This window comes from Terrimonas rubra (assembly GCF_042686025.1).
Classification (GTDB): domain Bacteria; phylum Bacteroidota; class Bacteroidia; order Chitinophagales; family Chitinophagaceae; genus Terrimonas; species Terrimonas rubra.
Genome location: NZ_JBHUOZ010000001.1, coordinates 553,838 through 571,812 on the forward strand (window position 1 = coordinate 553,838; position 17,975 = coordinate 571,812).

At 42.6% G+C, this 17,975-nt stretch carries 19 protein-coding genes; 6 read left to right on the forward strand and 13 right to left on the reverse strand.

The features are described from left to right. The 5 genes from ACFS6H_RS02270 to ACFS6H_RS02290 all read right to left on the reverse strand — a co-directional run bounded on the left by ACFS6H_RS02270 (position 1) and on the right by ACFS6H_RS02290 (position 3,542). On the reverse strand, positions 1-1,359 hold the full coding sequence (locus ACFS6H_RS02270; RefSeq protein ID WP_386094790.1) for a sensor histidine kinase: 1,359 nt from the start codon (positions 1,357-1,359) through the stop codon (positions 1-3). Positions 1,360-1,474: 115 nt separating this feature from the next. Continuing rightward, entirely contained in the window at positions 1,475-1,645 is a 171-nt protein-coding gene (locus ACFS6H_RS02275; protein WP_386094793.1) for a hypothetical protein, read from the reverse strand. Positions 1,646-1,751: 106 nt separating this feature from the next. After that, complete coding sequence (locus ACFS6H_RS02280) at positions 1,752-2,996, reverse strand: DUF418 domain-containing protein (protein ID WP_386094796.1); 1,245 nt, start codon at positions 2,994-2,996, stop codon at positions 1,752-1,754. An 86-nt stretch (positions 2,997-3,082) separates the two neighbouring features. After that, positions 3,083-3,370 (reverse strand): hypothetical protein, encoded by a 288-nt coding sequence (locus ACFS6H_RS02285; protein ID WP_386094799.1) that lies wholly within the window; start codon positions 3,368-3,370, stop codon positions 3,083-3,085. Positions 3,371-3,386: 16 nt separating this feature from the next. Then, positions 3,387-3,542, reverse strand: coding sequence for a hypothetical protein (locus ACFS6H_RS02290; RefSeq protein ID WP_386094801.1), 156 nt, complete (start codon positions 3,540-3,542; stop codon positions 3,387-3,389). A gap of 300 nt (positions 3,543-3,842) precedes the next feature. On the opposite strand from ACFS6H_RS02290, the gene ACFS6H_RS02295 reads away from it, so the two are divergent. From ACFS6H_RS02295 to ACFS6H_RS02305, 3 genes are all read left to right on the forward strand, one after another. Beyond that, entirely contained in the window at positions 3,843-5,300 is a 1,458-nt protein-coding gene (locus ACFS6H_RS02295; protein WP_386094804.1) for a Gfo/Idh/MocA family oxidoreductase, read from the forward strand. Positions 5,301-5,416: 116 nt separating this feature from the next. Continuing rightward, a complete protein-coding gene (gene pdxH / locus ACFS6H_RS02300) occupies positions 5,417-6,067 on the forward strand; it encodes a pyridoxamine 5'-phosphate oxidase (RefSeq protein WP_386094807.1) in 651 nt (216 codons plus the stop codon). A gap of 95 nt (positions 6,068-6,162) precedes the next feature. Next, a complete protein-coding gene (locus ACFS6H_RS02305) occupies positions 6,163-6,678 on the forward strand; it encodes a hypothetical protein (protein ID WP_386094810.1) in 516 nt (171 codons plus the stop codon). 196 nt (positions 6,679-6,874) lie between these two features. On the opposite strand, the gene ACFS6H_RS02310 is transcribed toward ACFS6H_RS02305, so the two are convergent. The 4 genes from ACFS6H_RS02310 to ACFS6H_RS02325 all read right to left on the reverse strand — a co-directional run bounded on the left by ACFS6H_RS02310 (position 6,875) and on the right by ACFS6H_RS02325 (position 8,761). Then, positions 6,875-6,991: a 30S ribosomal protein THX gene (locus tag ACFS6H_RS02310; protein WP_386094812.1), complete on the reverse strand. Its 117-nt coding sequence runs from the start codon at positions 6,989-6,991 to the stop codon at positions 6,875-6,877. Positions 6,992-7,098: 107 nt separating this feature from the next. Further along, complete coding sequence (locus ACFS6H_RS02315) at positions 7,099-7,368, reverse strand: HU family DNA-binding protein (protein WP_386094814.1); 270 nt, start codon at positions 7,366-7,368, stop codon at positions 7,099-7,101. 295 nt (positions 7,369-7,663) lie between these two features. Next, the gene (locus ACFS6H_RS02320; RefSeq protein ID WP_386094816.1) at positions 7,664-7,969 is read right to left on the reverse strand and encodes a DUF4286 family protein; all 306 of its coding nucleotides are present in this window, start codon (positions 7,967-7,969) and stop codon (positions 7,664-7,666) included. Positions 7,970-7,996: 27 nt separating this feature from the next. Next, the gene (locus ACFS6H_RS02325; protein WP_386094818.1) at positions 7,997-8,761 is read right to left on the reverse strand and encodes an exodeoxyribonuclease III; all 765 of its coding nucleotides are present in this window, start codon (positions 8,759-8,761) and stop codon (positions 7,997-7,999) included. 201 nt (positions 8,762-8,962) lie between these two features. Between ACFS6H_RS02325 and ACFS6H_RS02330 the strand changes: the two genes are divergently transcribed. After that, positions 8,963-9,694, forward strand: a complete 732-nt coding sequence (locus ACFS6H_RS02330; RefSeq protein WP_386094820.1) for an LOG family protein — start codon at positions 8,963-8,965, stop codon at positions 9,692-9,694. Positions 9,695-9,961: 267 nt separating this feature from the next. On the opposite strand, the gene ACFS6H_RS02335 is transcribed toward ACFS6H_RS02330, so the two are convergent. Next, positions 9,962-12,796, reverse strand: coding sequence for an alpha-amylase family glycosyl hydrolase (locus ACFS6H_RS02335; RefSeq protein WP_386094822.1), 2,835 nt, complete (start codon positions 12,794-12,796; stop codon positions 9,962-9,964). Positions 12,797-12,931: 135 nt separating this feature from the next. Here ACFS6H_RS02335 and ACFS6H_RS02340 point away from each other — a divergent pair, with 135 nt between their 5' ends. Beyond that, the gene (locus tag ACFS6H_RS02340) at positions 12,932-13,378 is read left to right on the forward strand and encodes a hypothetical protein (protein WP_386094824.1); all 447 of its coding nucleotides are present in this window, start codon (positions 12,932-12,934) and stop codon (positions 13,376-13,378) included. 255 nt (positions 13,379-13,633) lie between these two features. On the opposite strand, the gene ACFS6H_RS02345 is transcribed toward ACFS6H_RS02340, so the two are convergent. After that, on the reverse strand, positions 13,634-14,032 hold the full coding sequence (locus tag ACFS6H_RS02345) for a hypothetical protein (protein WP_386094826.1): 399 nt from the start codon (positions 14,030-14,032) through the stop codon (positions 13,634-13,636). 107 nt (positions 14,033-14,139) lie between these two features. On the opposite strand from ACFS6H_RS02345, the gene ACFS6H_RS02350 reads away from it, so the two are divergent. Further along, positions 14,140-15,180 carry an NAD(P)H-dependent glycerol-3-phosphate dehydrogenase gene (locus ACFS6H_RS02350; RefSeq protein WP_386094828.1) on the forward strand — a complete coding sequence of 347 codons (1,041 nt, stop codon included), beginning with the start codon at positions 14,140-14,142 and terminating at the stop codon, positions 15,178-15,180. 102 nt (positions 15,181-15,282) lie between these two features. Here ACFS6H_RS02350 and rimM read toward each other — a convergent pair whose 3' ends face one another. Beyond that, entirely contained in the window at positions 15,283-15,801 is a 519-nt protein-coding gene (rimM, locus tag ACFS6H_RS02355; protein ID WP_386094830.1) for a ribosome maturation factor RimM, read from the reverse strand. A 57-nt stretch (positions 15,802-15,858) separates the two neighbouring features. Next, positions 15,859-17,091 (reverse strand): helix-turn-helix transcriptional regulator, encoded by a 1,233-nt coding sequence (locus tag ACFS6H_RS02360; protein WP_386094832.1) that lies wholly within the window; start codon positions 17,089-17,091, stop codon positions 15,859-15,861. Positions 17,092-17,975 lie beyond the last annotated feature (884 nt).

A 17,975-nucleotide genomic window follows, 5' to 3' on the forward strand; every position in this document is an offset into this window, starting at 1 on the left:
TTAAGAATTTGTATTTGGCAGGGTAATGATGAATGTAGTACCTGTATTTTCCTGTGATTGTACCTGTAAACTACCCTGATGCGCATTGGTAATGATATCGTAACTCATACTCAGTCCCAGGCCCGTACCCTGCCCGGTTGGCTTGGTGGTAAAAAAGGGCTGAAATATTTTATCGATAACAGACGCAGGGATGCCGGCACCGTTATCTTTTACTTTTATCTCAATACTTTTATCAGGCCGGGAGCTGGTTTCAATAGTTACTACGGGCTTGTAATCGCTGCCGGCCGTTTGCTTTTTGGCATTGGTAGCATAAAAAGCATTATTACAAAGGTTTAATATTACCCTGCCAACTTCCTGGGGTAATACATTTATTTTAGGCAACTGCTCATCAAATTTTGTTTCAAAGCCGGCGTTAAAGGTTTTATCCTTTGCCCGCAGGCCATGGTAGGAAAGGCGCAGGCATTCATCGCAAAGGGCATTGATATCCGTGAGTTCTTTCTGCCCCGTGCTGGCACGGCTATGTTGCAACATACCTTTTACAATACTGTCCGCCCTTTTACCATGTAAATTTATTTTCTGTTCATTATCCGCCACGTCATTGGCCAGAGCCTTTACCTCTTCGTAATCCCCGTTGTCAATAGCTACTTTCATTTCAGCCAAAAGTTCTGCATTGATCTCGGAAAAGTTGTTCACAAAATTGAGCGGGTTTTGTATCTCATGCGCAATGCCGGCAGTCAGCTCACCCAGGCTGGCCATTTTTTCGGCATGTATCAACTGGCTTTGTGTAGCTTCCAGTTCATGAAGGGTTTTTTGCAATGCTTCTTTCTGGCGGGTGATTTCGGCCGTACGTTCCTGTACCTGCACTTCCAATTGTGCTTTTAGCTGTTCGGATATCCGGTATTCCTTTTCTTTTTCTTCATTAATCCGCCGTTCTTTCTCCAGGGCTTTGCGTTGCTTGTTATTAGTGATCAGCATGGCCACCATCCAGATAAGCGCCAGCAACTCCGCCCCTTCCAGGTAATTACGCCAGGATTTATAAAATTCCCTGTCAATTAACGACAGCATATCTTCCACAAAATTCAGCGCTATCAACGGCAGAAAGGCATTGATGAGTGGCCGCCAGGATGAGAACAGTGCATTGGTATATACCGTGTATACCACTGTTGCCGTTAAAGCATAACTGAGTACGATCAGCAGTCCCTCTGCACGGTGCCATACGGTGCTGAGCACAAATAAACCGGCACTCAGCGCAATACCGGCGGTAATAAGCCGGTCCCATTGCTCCAGCTCACTCTTGCCCTTAGTCTGTTTTCGGAGGTTAAATAATAGAATAATAACCAGTATTGTATGTAAAACCATAGTACATGCCTGTTGGTAAAGGAATTATACCGGCAAAGTAATAATAAACCGTGTAAATTCCCTTTCAATACTTTCCACTTTTAACGCTCTTCCCTGCGTTTTACAGTTTCGCAACTCAGGCCCGGGCCAGAACCAATGCCTTTCCCGGTTCAACTTTGGTAATAATATCATTGGTGATGATAACTGCCTGGCCGGTTAACAGTTTTTGTTTTTCTACATCGGCTACCGTTACATTGGTAGTATAGGTTTGTGCCCTACCCGCGATAACGGTCATCAGCGCAACCATGGCAAAAAAGGTATTTGTTTATCATGTTGGGTTCATTTTAGTTATTAATTGCACTATTCAAAAAGCTGCGTCTCATACTGTTTTGTCGGGGTGATGCCTGTTGCCGTTATTTTTTAAAAGGCTGCCATTTTTTATAGGTAGCGCTCCGCCACAGGTATTCAACCGGTCCGTAATTAAAGTAAGTAAGCCACCAATGGCTTAATAACACCTGGCCAATAAATACCAGCACACCAAAAACGGTATAATACACCGGACCTACCTCGCCTATATAACCCAGTCCGGCGTCAAGGAATACAAAACTTCCGATAAAGCTTTGCAGGAGGTAGTTACTAAAAGCCATTTTTCCCACCGGCGCCAATACGGACAAAATACCTGCTGCTCTCTTTTTTTGAAATAAGAGCATAAATATGGCGACATAAGTAAACGCCAGGGGTACCACCCCTAACGCATAAGCAATGGTTTGAAAAAGCCCTTTTATGTTCAATTGCCAGTAATCATCCATATAGTAAGACATATAACGGGCAAGCATATAATTAGCCGGCAGGCCTATCACCAGGCCCGTCGCAATAATAATATACAGCGTCTTTTTATGTTGCTTAATATTGTTATAAAAGCCGGAGCGGCCAAGAGCAAACCCGATGAGGAAAACACCCAGCACTTTCGGCACCCTGCTGACAAAAAACAAATAACCATAACGGTAAAAAAAGCCGGACACATTTACCTTAAATACCTCCCACCAACTGGCAGTTTTCAGGTAAGCGGCTATTTCCGCATCTGTTTGAATAGTCACCCCGTTCATATTTTTCATCACTTTTGTGCCCGTTTCAAACATAAGACCTGCCGGGGCGTTTAATATGGTCCAGTACGATTTAGCCGCATAAATGGCAATGGGTGAAAGAATCAGTATTACACCAGTTATCACCAATGTTTTGTCCGAAAACCTGCGCATGGGCAATAAAATAAATCCCAGTAAGGCGTAAAAGAAAACAATATCACCGGGCCATATTATTAAATGTACAGCACCCAGCAACAGCATCCAGGTCAATCTTCTTTTTACTAACGGTACTGCATTGACGTTTTTCATTGCTGCTCTTTTTAGCTGTAAAGCAATACCCCAGCCAAAAAGCAGGCTAAAAATGGTGTAAAACTTTCCCTCAATAAATACATGATGCAGGAAGGACATGACATGGTCTGCCTCGGGAAGCAACCAGGGACCCGTATTCCCGGATTCAGGAAAATACCATGAAAAGCCATTCAGGTTGGCAATGAATATGCCCAGGATAGCAAAGCCTCTTAAGACATCCATGAATATTTCCCTTTCCCGGGATGCAATTGGTTGTAATGGCGACATTGTATTGGGTTGATGTTATTGTTTAAACAGGTTATTGTTATGGTGAATTTATTTCGATAAAATGAGTTTAAAAGCATCCAAAACAGTTACGATGGCTGCACGGGTTGAGGGGCATAAAACCGGATATGATGGATCACTTCTTCCGGTTCATGAAAACTAACTTTATTATGGAATACGATACAAAAACCGGGATGTTCATTCACCAGTAATTGTGTAACAACAGACCCTGTACCATGGTCTTTAGTAGGTATTACTTTATTATCTTTTGTAAGGGCAACAGATACGCCGGGATAAGACACCTGTGCCTGTACTGTACTACGTAACAGCAACAGGCAGCATACAATAATGTAAGCCATTGGGCTTTTCCTTTTCATAAGCAGAAGGTCAGGTTTAATTCTTTAAAGTTCTTCTTTTTTCTTTTAATTCCAACCGGTAATTAATAGTAGGATGTTTTTTAAAAGCCGCCCACCTACAGGTGGTAGAATGAAATACATGGTCGCTGGCAGGGTCACTGCCATATCCGCCGTAACTGAAAAACCCTGCCATAAGTTAGAAAGTCCGGAATTTGGAAAGTCAGCAGTGTACAAAATACTGCGCCACATATTGTTCGGTATCCTGAACTATTAACCTTGAACCATTAACCACTCACTTTCACTTGTAAAACGTTTGCGTATTTGCCGGTGAGTAAAAACACGCTGCTTCAACTTCTTCTTTCTCCTTAAAAAGCTTCATTTATCTTAATTATTTTCAAAAAACAGGCGTTCAAACGTTTGTCCAAATTTTGCATTTGACAATATGTTACGGTATTATTAAGGATATTGCGACAAATAAAAAATAAACTACGCTATGGGTACTGATCGCAGAAAATTTTTGAGAGGGTTGGCCATTGGTGGTGGTATGCTTGCTACCGGTGTTCCTGCCTTTTCCAACAGCCTTACTATTACTGAAGAAGAGTTTGAAAGAAGTGTTGAACTGCAAAAAAAGAAACAACGCTTTAATATGTGTGGTTATGCCGCACCCAAACTGAATGTGGTACGTGTAGGGATTGTGGGCCTGGGTATGCGTGGTTCCGGCGCAGTAGAACGCCTGGCTTATATTGACGGGGTAGAGATCGTTTCTCTTTGTGATAAATACCCTGACCGTGTAGCCAAAGCACAAAAAACACTGGAAAGACTGGGCCGTCCCAAAGCAAAAGAATACAGCGGCGAAGACGGATGGAAAGCATTATGCGAAAGCAACGATATTGACCTGGTATATAATGTAACACCATGGGAGTTACACACTCCTATTTGTTTAGCGGCCATGCGTAACGATAAACATGCTGCCGTAGAAGTGAATGCCGGCCTTACTATCGATCAGTGCTGGGAACTGGTAGAAACTTCAGAGAAAACCAGGAAACATTGTATGATGCTGGAGAACTGCTGTTACGATTTCTTTGAATTATTAACCCTTAACATGGCCCGCCAGGGAATGTTTGGCGAACTGGTACATGCCGAAGGCGCTTATATCCACGATCTGAGCAAGGACTGGTTATTTAATAAAAACGCCTATGCTGATATGTGGCGTTTAAAAGAAAACTTTAAACGTAACGGTAACCTTTACCCTACGCACGGCCTGGGACCCATTGCCCAGTGTTTAAATATTAACCGTGGCGATAAAATGGACCACCTGGTTAGTATGAGCTCCAACGATTTTGTACTGAACAATATGGCCAGAGAAAGAGCCGCCAGTGATAGTTTCTTTGCCGAGTATACCGACAAGCCATACCGCGGTAATATGAATACTACCATCATCCGTACCGACCTGGGTAAAACCATGATGATACAACATGATGTGTCTACCATACGTCCTTACTCCCGTTTACACCTGTTAAGCGGCACCAAAGGCGTGGCACAAAAATACCCCGGCCCGGCACGTATAGCATTTGGTCACAGCTGGCTGAAAAAAGAGGAATTTGATGAGCTGGAGAAAAAGTATACACCACCTATTGTTAAACATATCGGTGAAATAGCCAAGGAAGTAGGCGGCCATGGCGGTATGGACTTTATCATGGACTGGCGCCTGATCGACTGTTTACGCAATGGCTTACCACTTGACCAGGATGTATATGACGCGGCCAGCTGGAGCTCTATCTTTGCGTTAAGCGTTACCTCTGTAAAGAAAAGATCCAAAACAGTGGATATTCCCGACTTTACCCGTGGTGCCTGGAAAACCAATAAGCCGGTGAACCTGACCCTGGACGGCGGTGGTACTACACAGGTACGTAAAATTCAAAAAGGTAAAAGCAACCAGTTAGGACAATAATATTAACAGGATGAATTATTCTTAACGCCATAACATCAGTTATGGCGTTTTTTTTATGACCAACATCATGTCTGTATTTCGTACAGCATATTTTACCTTTGTACAAATCATCTGTTATGAACGAGTCCATTGCCAATATCCGCCTTAACTACAGCAAAAAAACCTTACTGGAAACTGATGTAAAAAGCAATCCTATTGAACAGTTTGGTATATGGTGGAACGAAGCCATCAAGGCAGAGTTAAGTGAAGTAAATGCCATGACCCTGGCCACTGCTTCGGCCGATGGTGTACCGGCCGCCAGGATAGTGTTGCTAAAAAATGTAACCCCGGATGGATTTACCTTTTATACCAACTACAATAGTTTTAAAGGACAGCAATTAGCAGAAAACCCCAAAGCCTGCCTGGTTTTCTTCTGGAAGGAGCTGGAGCGCCAGGTGCGTATTACCGGCCTGGTAAGTAAAACCAGCGAGGCAGACAGTAATGAATATTTCTATTCACGGCCTGTTGGCAGCCAGATCGGCGCCAATATCTCGGCCCAGAGCACCGTTATTCCCAACCGCAGGGTTTTAGAAACGGCCTACCAACAGATGGAAGAGGGTGCGAAAAACAACCCCACTATGGTAACCCGCCCGGAGCATTGGGGTGGTTATATTGTAAAGCCGGTTACCGTGGAGTTCTGGCAGGGCCGCCCTTCGCGCCTGCACGACCGCCTGCAATACAGCCTGCAAACTGATGGCAGCTGGTTGATTGAACGCCTGGCCCCTTAATTATTTAAGCTTTAACTTATTTTGTGAGCAACGTTGAAAATGAGGAGTTCAGTTCGGTAGCACCAATTCCTTTACACTCATAATTAACCATCTTAATGCGAAAACTTCTCATTTCCCTATACATAGGACTATTTCTTTTATTGTGTTTTGTTGGCACAACCGATAAAATTGTTTATTCCCGGGGTAGCTTAGCCTATATCCCATTGGTTATCATAGTTTTTGCTCAACCTGTTGTTTTATACTTGCTATTATTACAATTTTCATTTAATGTTCGTGATGTTCATCCAAAACTTGTTAGGCGTGGAATCACTGCTGCTTCTATTGCAATTTTTCTTCTATCTTATGTTTTCTTCCAGCAATTTAAAAAGGAAAATGACCTCGCATTGCATGGACAAATGACAAAAGGTATCGTTTATAAAAAATGGTATGATGACGATAAAAAAAATCCAAAATGGTTATTGAGGTGCAACTATATTGTTGATGGAACCAGTTTTTCAACATTCAGTGAAACAGACAAAGAAAATAAATACCGAATTGGAGATACATTAACTGTCATTTACTCTACCCGTTATCCTCAAAACAGCATAATCTACGAACTGAAGGAAAATTGATAAAAGCAGAGAAACAGGAGAGCTCAGTTGGTACAGTCAAAAATCGATGGTAGCTGGTTGATTGAGCGCCTGGCAACTTAAAAGCTTAAAGCATTAGGCTTTAGGCCTTCAGCTTTAAGCTTTCCGCTTTAATAAAACCAAAAACCTGCGCAGCACCATGGTGCAGGCAGGTTCACAAAGTTCAGTTATAAAAAACTTAGGCCTTTTTTTCGGCAGTTGCAGCTTTTGCTTTTACAACTTTAGCAGGGCGTGACTTACCAAATGAGCCCTTAAATCTTTTACCTTTTGCAGTTTTTTTATCTCCGCGTCCCATAAATACTTTTAATTAATGATCAAGAATACCGCAAAGGTACATTTTTTACCGTAAAAAAAGCCCCGATACCAAGAGTATTGGGGCTTTTATGAAAAAACTGACAAAAGTTAGATTTTTGCAGACAATTCTTTACCTGCTTTAAATTTAGCCACTTTACGTGCTTTGATTTTGATAACTGCGCCAGTTTGAGGATTACGACCGTTACGGGCAGCTCTTTTTGATACAGAGAAAGTACCGAAACCAACTAAAGTAACTTTACCACCACCTTTCAAAGTTTTTGTAACTGCTTCCACAAAAGAATCTAATGCTGCGTTAGCCTGCGTTTTTGTAATTCCTGCATCATCAGCAAGTTTAGCGATCAAATCAGCTTTGTTCATGATATTATTGTTTTATGTTTTAGTAACAAAAACAAATTTAGAAGGTTTTTAATAGCAACAAAAAAATATTTCATTTTTATTTTATGCACTTATACCGCTCAAAACCGCAACAGGCAAGCATTATATAAAAAACCGCTGTTCAAATATTACTTCGTAAAAATCCCCTTGAATATTAAAACCCTTGCCAACACTGCATTACAGCCTGTACCTACCTGAAACGTACTGCTGGCAAGCATTCCAGCGAAATATAAGGTTGTATTTGACATAGCAAAATAAAATATATTATTATGCACAATCAATTCACAATCTGTAAAACCGATCTGAAAGCAATGTATTTATTGCCCCATTTGGATGTGGCTTTATTACTCAGCGCCGTAGCAAAATCTTTAATATACCGGTTATATAGGGCCTTACTCTCCGCATGATATTGTACAGCATAGGTAAGCCCGTCCGTTTCATCCGTTTCAATCATGTGTAAAATAGTAGCATGGGTAAAACAACCCGTGGCAATTATCTCGGGTATATGCTCCTGTTTCATCCAGTTAAGCCATAATACCGCTATACTATGATCAACCTTGGTGGTCACATTATATACAATCATATTCCTTTTTTATCGTCCTGTACTTAATTAACTTAACTCTAAATAAACCGGGCAGTGATCCGAGTGTTTTACATCCGGGTATATCTCCGCATCCTTTAAGCGGTTACGTAAAGGTTCCGTTGCCGTAATATAATCAATACGCCAGCCTTTATTATTTAAACGTACCGATGGAAAACGCTGGCTCCACCAGCTGTAACGGTGCGGCTCCTGGTGAAACACCCTGAAAGTATCTATCCATCCTGCGCCCAAAAAATCCGTCATCCAGGCTCTTTCCTCCGGCAGAAACCCCGAAGACTTTTTATTTCCCTTGGGGTCGTGAATATCAATTTCGTTATGCGCAATATTATAATCACCGCACAAAATAATTTTAGGATGTTTCTTCTGCAGCTGTTTTAAATAAGTATGAAACTCTGCCAGCCATTCGTATTTAAAGGTCTGGCGTTCATCGCCCGATGTACCACTGGGGAAATAAGCGTTCACCACCCTTATATCTCCAAAATCCAGTTGTATCACCCTGCCCTCATCATCACTTACTTTATGGCCGGTACCAAATACTATATTATCGGGTTTTATTTTGGTGAACACGGCCACGCCGCTATACCCTTTCTTTTGGGCACTATACCAGTAACTATCATAACCTAATTCGGCAATAGCCGTTACATCCACATCCTGCTGGGCCGCCTTGGTTTCCTGTATACAAATAATATCGGCCGGGTTGGTTTGCAGCCAGTCAATAAAACCTTTTTTAATGGCAGCACGTATACCGTTCACATTATAACTTATAATACGCATAATAAAAGTTTGGCCTTAAAAGTACAGGATAATTTCATGGCTTTCAAACCAAATTTCATTAAAATATGTTGTGCTGTTATGTTATCGTTCAGCCCGGGTCACAGCCCGGTAAATCATGCCTGTTTATCACGGAAAATATTGGGTATAACCCTCTATTTTCTTTTGAAATGTTATATTTTTATCGTTTACTAAAATAGTACTATGCAAGAGAACGAAAGGATCATTCCGGCGAAAGAACATGTGTATTTAGATGGGCCCAAAAGCAGAGGTTACGAGTTAAGTTTTGCATTCCGTGTGTTTAAACAATTTATAAAAGGGTTCCGTACCTTACACTTTGTCGGCCCCTGTATTACGGTATTCGGCTCGGCCAGGTTTAAAGAAGATCACCCTTATTACAAACAGGCAGTTGAATTTGGCAAACGCATTGCCGGCATGGGTTTTACTACCCTAACCGGCGGTGGTCCCGGCATTATGGAAGCGGCCAACCGTGGTGCTTTTGAAAACGGCGGCCAGTCTGTAGGCTGCAATATATTACTGCCTTTTGAGCAACACGTCAATCCTTATATTCATAAGTCTATCACCTTCGAACATTTTTTTGTCCGTAAGGTATTGCTGGTTAAATACTCCTATGCCTTCATTATCATGCCCGGCGGCTTTGGCACTATGGATGAGTTTTTTGAAACCCTTACCCTGGTGCAAACAAAAACCATCACACAGTTCCCCATTGTTTTATTTGGCAAAGAGTTTTATAAACAACTATGGGATACCATGGAAGATATGGCTAAACGTGGCACCATCTCACCCGAGGATATGAATTTGGTATTGCTGACCGACGACTTTGATGAAGCGATGGACCATATACGGCACTATGTAAAAACAAATTACCAGGTTAAACCGCGTAAAAGAAGATTGTTGTTTTTTGAAAAAAGATAAACTTATACACCAGCGTCATCTTTTGAAAAGATGACGTTTTTTTTGGGGCTTTGTACGGCAATACAGCTGTCAGCTATTGTTCCCGCCTTCTGTAGTAGTGCAATGTCAGCATACCATTCCCTATTCCAACCAGTAACATTGCAGCTACTACTGCCAGTCGGGCAGCCCTTCAGCAGCAGTACATAATTCATCTGTTCTCCTTCCCCGGTTGTTACAAATAAAAAACGGGAGCCCCTTTGCCCCCGTATTATTATTATGGATTGGATATTATTTCTTCAACAGTTTAATGGTCTCGTTATATGTACCGGTTTTTAACTGTAACAGGTACATGCCAGGCGCCTGCGTTTTAAACCACGATCTCATGCTGTTACTCACCTGTGCAAAACTGCCGCGGTAGCTCACCACCGCCCTGCCGCGGGCATCGTATACCTGTGCGATCACCGGTTCCGTAATAGCTATATTACTGCTCAGCTTAAGGTCATCGGTAAAGGGATTAGGAAAAGCAGTGATCGCTATTTCCTGCCGGTTTAAACCGGCTTCCCTGTTCGTCATAACTATCCCGTTCATCTCCTCTGTACTGATCACTGTACCACCACCGCTAACACTGCCAACAACAGATAAGAGGCCGTTCCTGGTTAAAGTGGCTCCCGTTTCTACCCAAAGGTCCTTGCAGGCCATGGCCGCATTGGCCACCGGCATAACACCTGCATTAGCCGGTACCCGCACACTGGTTAAACTGTCCGGCAGTTTACCTTCCTCCCAGTTCCGGCAATCCGTCATATTACTGTTGCCGCCGTTTCCGGTCCAGATACTTACCCGTAATGCGGGACTACTGGTACTTAACCTTGTGTTCACGACCTGCGGCGCTGTATAACTTACATTACACCATAATTTTTGCGCCGCCTGTGTGTTATTGGTATGACGCACTTTCACCACTATCCAGGTATCAGCGCCCGGTGTGTACGTAATGGTCAATGGCGATGCCGCCGTAGTAGCGCCATTACCGGTGGCTAATGTAATACCATCCAGGTCCGATAATAAACCGGTTACATTCACCCCATCTACTTCCGGGAATATTTTATAGGTTACCGTTTGACCCGCTGCGGCAAAAATTTTACCGGCCACACGCTGGTTGGTACTGTTGGCTGGTAAAGCGCCGCCATATCCTAATGATGAGCAATGGCTATCGCCAAGGTCGTTGGCCATTTCCCACTCCTGCGTGGTTTGCGCACTGCGTGAAGGGGTGTACACCGCATTATCAAAACCCACCGGCGCCCATATGCTATAACCATACCAGCCACTGCCCGGCACTACCGGCGGTGTATTTACCAGCACTCTTTTATCAGATGGAACGGTATAGGTACTGGTACCGTTGGCGCCGCTGTAATCTTTCAATACCGTACCCACGGGAAAATCACTGTCTACCCAGGCCTGTTGCCAGCCACCGCTATCGCCCCGGTCGTTCATACCAATCAACGCCTTACCGCTGCGCTCCACAATCAACAAATCGTTGGCACTGTTACCACTGGGCCAGTAAGCCGATGCATCAGCGGAACGTACTTTAAAATCACCCTCTTTAAAACCCAATACCTGGTGTGCCCATATAATTTTATTAATGGCAGCATTCACAGGCAGGTCAGTAGTGCTGGTAGGTAAATGCGAAAACCTTTTACCCGTGCTGTAAATATTAAACACATCTTCAAAAAACAACTGCGGGTTACCATCCACACTCATAATAACAGCATAAGATAAAGGCAGCCTGCTATTACCCGGTTCAATATGCGGCGACAACTCACTGCCGGTATTCCAGCCGGTAATATTACCGCTGCCATCAACCGTAGGGCGGTAAGTATCATGGTTGTTTACAAAAGGCATGGTACGGTGTATACGTTTACCACCCTGGTCGGTATAACGCCAGCTTTGTTGTGCCCCGGCCAGCTTCCACATATCATAAAAGCCACCGCCATCGGTCATGGCTTTAATAGCGCCATCGCCATCATAGGCCCTTAATCCAAAATCAAAAGTGCCCATTAAAAAATTATTGCCGCTATTGGCCTGGTACACATGGTCGGTATAACGGTCCAGCTCTCCTTTACCACCTACAAACTCACCTACATTTATCATTTCATCACCACCTTTGGCAAAAGCCGGTAAATTATACTTCAGGTTATAACTCAGGTCCTGCTGGGTATGTATATCAAAATGTTTTACGGCATCCCATCTAAAACCATCCACACCGGTTTGTTTTTTGAACCACATGATCCAGTCACGTGATTGATTACGCATATAACCGGAAGCCTGTGTGGGGTTGTAACCGGTTATATTACTGCTTACACCATAACCACCGGTTACGGTACAGGCCCCGTTGATCAGGTAAGAGCCGGATGTACCTACCGGGCAATCGCTGCCAAAACAAATATCCGGCCCCCAGTAGGAGGAGGTCATAGCATCTGAAACGGAATTATGGTTTACATGCGGGTGAAAATTCTGATAGTTCTTTGACCAGCGGCCGGAGCGGCTCCAGTAATCCGTGGTACTTTCATCACCGGCCGGTGTGGCATAACTTACATACCTGAAATTTTTATAACCGCTGTTGGTAGCCATGGAGTAAGTGCCTTCAGTATCCTGGCCGCCGTTTCCTGTACCCGAACCGGCATTGTCCACATGGTTCAATACAATATCCTGTATCACTTCAATACCGTTGGCATGTAGTACGGCTATCATACGTAACAACTCATCTTTTGTACCTACACGGGTGGTAGTGGCCCTGCCCTGGCCGGTCCAGTAACTATCGGGTTTTTGATATTTATCACCCAGGTCGTAATGATCAAAAGGGGAATAACCCACCGAGTTCACACCACCGTTCTTATAACTGGGGGGTATCCATACGGCATCAATGCCCATACTTTTCAAACGGGGCGCCATTTCAGTAAGATAATTGGCCCATGATGCCGGGAAATTACTGTTCCAGTAATCCCACCAGAAAGCCTGGAGCACTACTTTTTTAACTTTTTGTGCCGATACCGGCGTAATAAATAAGAGGGTGACAATAAACAGGAGGCAAGCCTGCAACACCCGTAAAGGGGTAAAAAAATTTCTCATAGCAAGGAAATGTTGAAGGTTATTAAATCGTTAGGATAGTAAGATACGTAATTAATATGTATAAAGTACACATTTAAGCTAAAAATGTATGCCGGTAAGACCTTACCCTTATCTTTAAGCATCATTATACTTAGTATGACTACGATGCAGGATAAAATGAAATACGTCCCCGGGGTTATCACTACCCTTACCTATTTACTGATGCTGGGGCTTAATATCTTCCTGATCCTGGGCCGGAAAAAGACCTCCATCCGCCTGGATTATTTAAATGACTTTTTACCGGAATTTTATTTGCATGTATCCAACTTTTCCATCAGCATGTTATTAATAATCGTGGTGGGTTATATATGGATATTAATGGGCGTTGGCATCAAACCCCTGTTATTCCTGGCGTTAACAGTAATGGTAGTAAATGTCATTTATGAATTATTTATTCCTGTACTTAACACAAGGGACATAACAGATGCGTGGTATGGTGTTGCAGGTAGTATTGCCGGAGGTTTGTATTTAGTACTGGTAAAACAATATGGTGTAAAGCCGGCACCCCCTGTTACAACAACTGCTAATAAAACATCTGTATAGTATCATTCTTCTTATAACAGTAAAATTAAACAATGTATATGTCATGCCGACAGCCGGAGGTGTCTTTTACAGTCAGGTTAGTAACGACGGGGAGACCTCTCCTGCGTCGAGGTGACGCAAAACCTGACAACAGCTCCGGTTGCACTATGTTGAAAATTGTTATACATGTGTAAGAATCTTGGCATACCAAAGTACAAAAAAAAGCAGCCGGTCTTTTACAAACACAACTGCTTTAGCTACCATCAATCAATACTTTTAGGCCGTTTCAGGTTTCTCTTTTTTATCATCGTTATCGTCACCATCAAACTTATCTTTCATCCTTGCCCAAAAACCTGAAGCCTTCACTTTAAACTCATTCCATTTTTCTTTGGCCTCATCATCCCAGGTACTTACTTCGGCTTTTAAATCCTTCCAGGCATTTTCCGATTTTGCTTTCAGGGCATCTATCTTCTCATCGGTCCAGCCCGTTTTGGCCTGGATCTTTTCCCAGAAATCTTCGGCTTTGTCTTCCACCGAATCCCAGATATCCTCGGCTTTATCTTTTATTTTATCAAAGGCCGATGACGCTTTTTCATTGGCATCCGCGGCGGCCGCGTTCATTTTTGCTGCGGCATCTGCTGCACTTTCATGAATGTTTTTACTTGTGTTACTCATAGTTTTTTTTCTACACCCATTCAATAACAATGCCAACAGAAATTGTAAACAAAGAATTTCTATTGACGGTTAAAAGGTTATTTTTGCGGCGGAACAAACCAGTTGTAATGATTAAGCTTGGCATTATTGGCAGCGGTAGCTGGTCTACTGCATTGGCAAAAATTTTGACTGACAGCGGCCACCCTATTAACTGGTGGATGCGTAACGAGGAGAACATTGCACTCATGCAGCAAAAAGGGCATAACCCACACTACCTGCCCTCGGTAAACTTCAACATGCAACAGGTAACCCTGTCTTCGGATATTAAAACCGTAGTACAGCAGTCCGATGTATTGGTATTAGGCGTTCCTTCGGCTTATGTGGCCGGCTGCCTGGAATTATTAACCCCTGCAGACCTGGAAAATAAAAAGATCATTTCGGCCATTAAAGGCCTGGTGCCCGGTCATGATATTTTACTGAACGATTATTTACACCGTTATTATAATTTTCCTTTACAAAACTACTTTGCCATTTTAGGCCCCTGCCATGCGGAGGAAGTAGCAGCTGAGAAGCTGTCCTACCTCACCATATCGGGTTACGACATGGAAACCGCCCATACCATTGCCGGTTATTTTTCGGTTGATTATATACGCACCGTGGTAAACCAGGATATACTGGGTGTACAGTATGCTGCCGTATTAAAGAACATTTATGCCTTAGGTACCGGTATCGCAAAAGGCCTGGATTACGGCGATAATTTTTTAAGCGTATTTATTGCCAACTGCGCCGATGAAATGGCGGGCTTTCTTAAAAAATTCGGTGCCCAGCATATCGTGGTGGGCGAACATACCGAAGAAGATCCTGTTACCCATATCAAAATGCCGAGTTACGCCGCATCCGTTTATTTAGGTGATCTGCTGGTAACCTGCTATTCACTCTACAGCCGTAACCGTTCCTTTGGTAATATGCTGGGAAAAGGCTACTCCGTGCAGGCCGCTCAGCTGGAACTGAATATGGTGGCCGAAGGATACCATGCCAGTAAATGTATCCACAATATTAATGAGACCATCGGCGCCGAAATACCCATTGCCAATACCATTTATGAAATTGTATGGCAAAAAACCACGGCAGCAAAAGGTTTTAAGCTGATTGAAGAAGTGTTGGTGTAGGGATAAAGCTTAAAGCCGAATGCTCAAAGCTTAAAGCAGGGGAATTAAAAATTAAAAAACGAGCGGTCAACGATAAGCCGTTTTTATTTTTACATCTTTACTTTACCCCAGGTAAATATCCAGCAGACCATCGGGCAATTCCACCATTACCTGCTTTTTCTTATGATTTATTTGTGTTAAGGATTCCTGGTGCAGGGGTATCAATACTTCCTTGCCCTTTATTTCCAGGCGGCAAAGCAATTGATGCGGCTGTTCAATTACCTCCAGTATTTCGCCCAAAGCATTGCCGTTATCAATAATGGTATAACCCAGTAACATAGCGGGAGAAGAGCTGGAGGCAGATTTTTTAAAATCCTCCTCCGGTAACCATACTTCTTTCTGTGTAAGCTTGCGGGCTGTTTCGCGGTCGTTAATGGTTTCCAGTTTCAAATATATTTCATCGGCAGTTTTAGCCACAGCGCCTTCTACAAACCAGGGTAAAAAGCCATCCTTTTTATCTGCAATAAAAATGGTGGTCACGCCTTTTAAAGCATTCTTCTTTCCCAGCTCATGTTTCAGTACCAGCTCACCCGTTAATCCGTGTGCGGCCACCAGTTTACCAATTTTATAATACCCTGCCATAATCTTTTTTTGCCCCGCAAAGGTAAGTCGCTTTCCGCAAACGGGTACAGGTAGTACTTAGTTATGCATTTTGGCAATATCGGTACGACGGACAATATTCAGTTTTTCGTACAAGGTTTTAATGTGGAACTTCACCGTGTTTTCGGAAATGAACAATTCAGCCGCTATTTCTTTATTGCTTTTACCCGCCTGTAAAAGGGCCAGTATTTCTTTTTGGCGATCCGATAAACTGTATTTCTCCCATTTGTCCGCCGCATCATCTTTTTTATGCATTTCCTGTGTCAGGCGGATCAGTTCAGTATTCATTTTATCATACTCGGCCTGTAACAAACGGTTCTTTTCCACGCTTACGCGGTTGTATTTGAAGAGTAAAAAAACAAAGGCCAGTAATACAACCGTCAGGATAATGAGAAAAATGATCAGCTTATAATTATACCCTTTTTCCAGGTCGGCCTTTTGCCTGTCCATCTCCTTCTCCAGCAGGCTCAGGCGGCCATTATATAGTTTTGCATTGTAAATGGTAGCAATATTATTAATTGAATCCTGTAACAAAGCGGCATAGGTATACCGTTCATTCACACGGGCATAATGTGCCATGATCTCGTACAGGTATAATTTATATTTCAATATGCCATGTTCATCGGCCGCGGCAATACCTTTTTTAAAATAAGCCTGCTGTTTCACCGTATCCCCGGTAATGCCGTATAAATCAATAAACTTACCATATACCACCGGCGTATTGCGTGGAGATACCTTAAATAATAATTTCTCCGCCTCATTATAGTAGTTTTCGGCCTGGCTGAAATGCTTGTCTTTCATTAAAAAATATCCTTCCTGGATAATGATATAAGCCTTATCACTTTCATGCAGGTAAGCATAGCCATTGCTTTTCAACGCATCCATCTTTTTGCGGGCCTCATCAAACAACTGTTCCTCAAATAAGGTAAAAGCTCTTTCGGCCTCAATGGAGGCGATCACCGAATCCTTATGTTTTGTTTTGGTTCCCGCCTCCAGGGCCAGGTCAAGGTTATTGTATACTTCTGGGTAGTTGAATAGTCTTTTATAGGTATGTGCTTTGTACTTATAAGCGTAGTAGCGGTTATATTCGTCGTTTTTGGGATTATCGATAAAATCGTTCACCAGTTTAATGGCCTCCTCGTATTTGGAAGCATTATTCAATTCGTTCACCTCCGTTTCCAGTTGCCGGGCTATAACAGTTTGTGCATACATACCGGTACCCGTACAAAAAAGGATCAGGAAAAGGAGGTACCTGTGCAGAAAATAGATCATAAAATGTAGAGGACTTTGCTTTTTCGGATAACAAAAATAACGCTCTCGTCTAAAATACCCGTCCCGTTATCATATAATCTATTTCAAAATATGTGCTAAAAAACTCCTCAAAACCGACTTTTGTTCGACGATTAGTTTTATTTATATATAAATCAAATGTATAATATTAAATTTTCCACCCTTTTTACGGCTTGTTTTTTGCGCGGCGAATGACATAATTGCACTACTCCCAAACAACCTGAAATTCGATGAAACCCAATACAGGCGGGCCTACCTACCCGCTACCTACCCGATATATTTACCCCCACTACCCATAAACTACCCCATAGTTTTGGTTATTTCCTGTAAAAAAGGAGGATACTTGTGTTGTCATTGCTCAGGGGAGCTAAATATCGCTGTCGCAATCCAAACACTAACGTTTATTAGTATTACACTATACCATACAGGCGTAAAGGCCGGTGGAAAATTTTCAGCTCATCCAATCTTTTAGAACAGTAACATTGGGATTCTAAAATTCAAGTCGTGTTGTTTCTACAACACGACTTTTTTTTACTCAGCACATGGTATTTATGAACGCATTGTTATCTTTTCCAAAACCGTAAAAATGTTTCCCGCTTTGGCCAACAATCAGTTAGGTATATTGTTAGTTTTGCATTGCTTGTTTAAAAACGATAAACTTAATGGGCCATGCCTGGTTTTGCTTTTGTTAGCAGTTGCAAAAGTTTTTTCGGGTATGTGCCCGCCTATCGGGTTAATAAACAATTGTTTAAGTCGCCGTTTTGTTAGTTGTACCGCCCTTATACCCCTTTTATCTATGTATTGCCGGGCCGGTTTCTTACCATAAGTGCGGATAAGAAGCAAAAAATTATTTTCTTTGCGCAAAA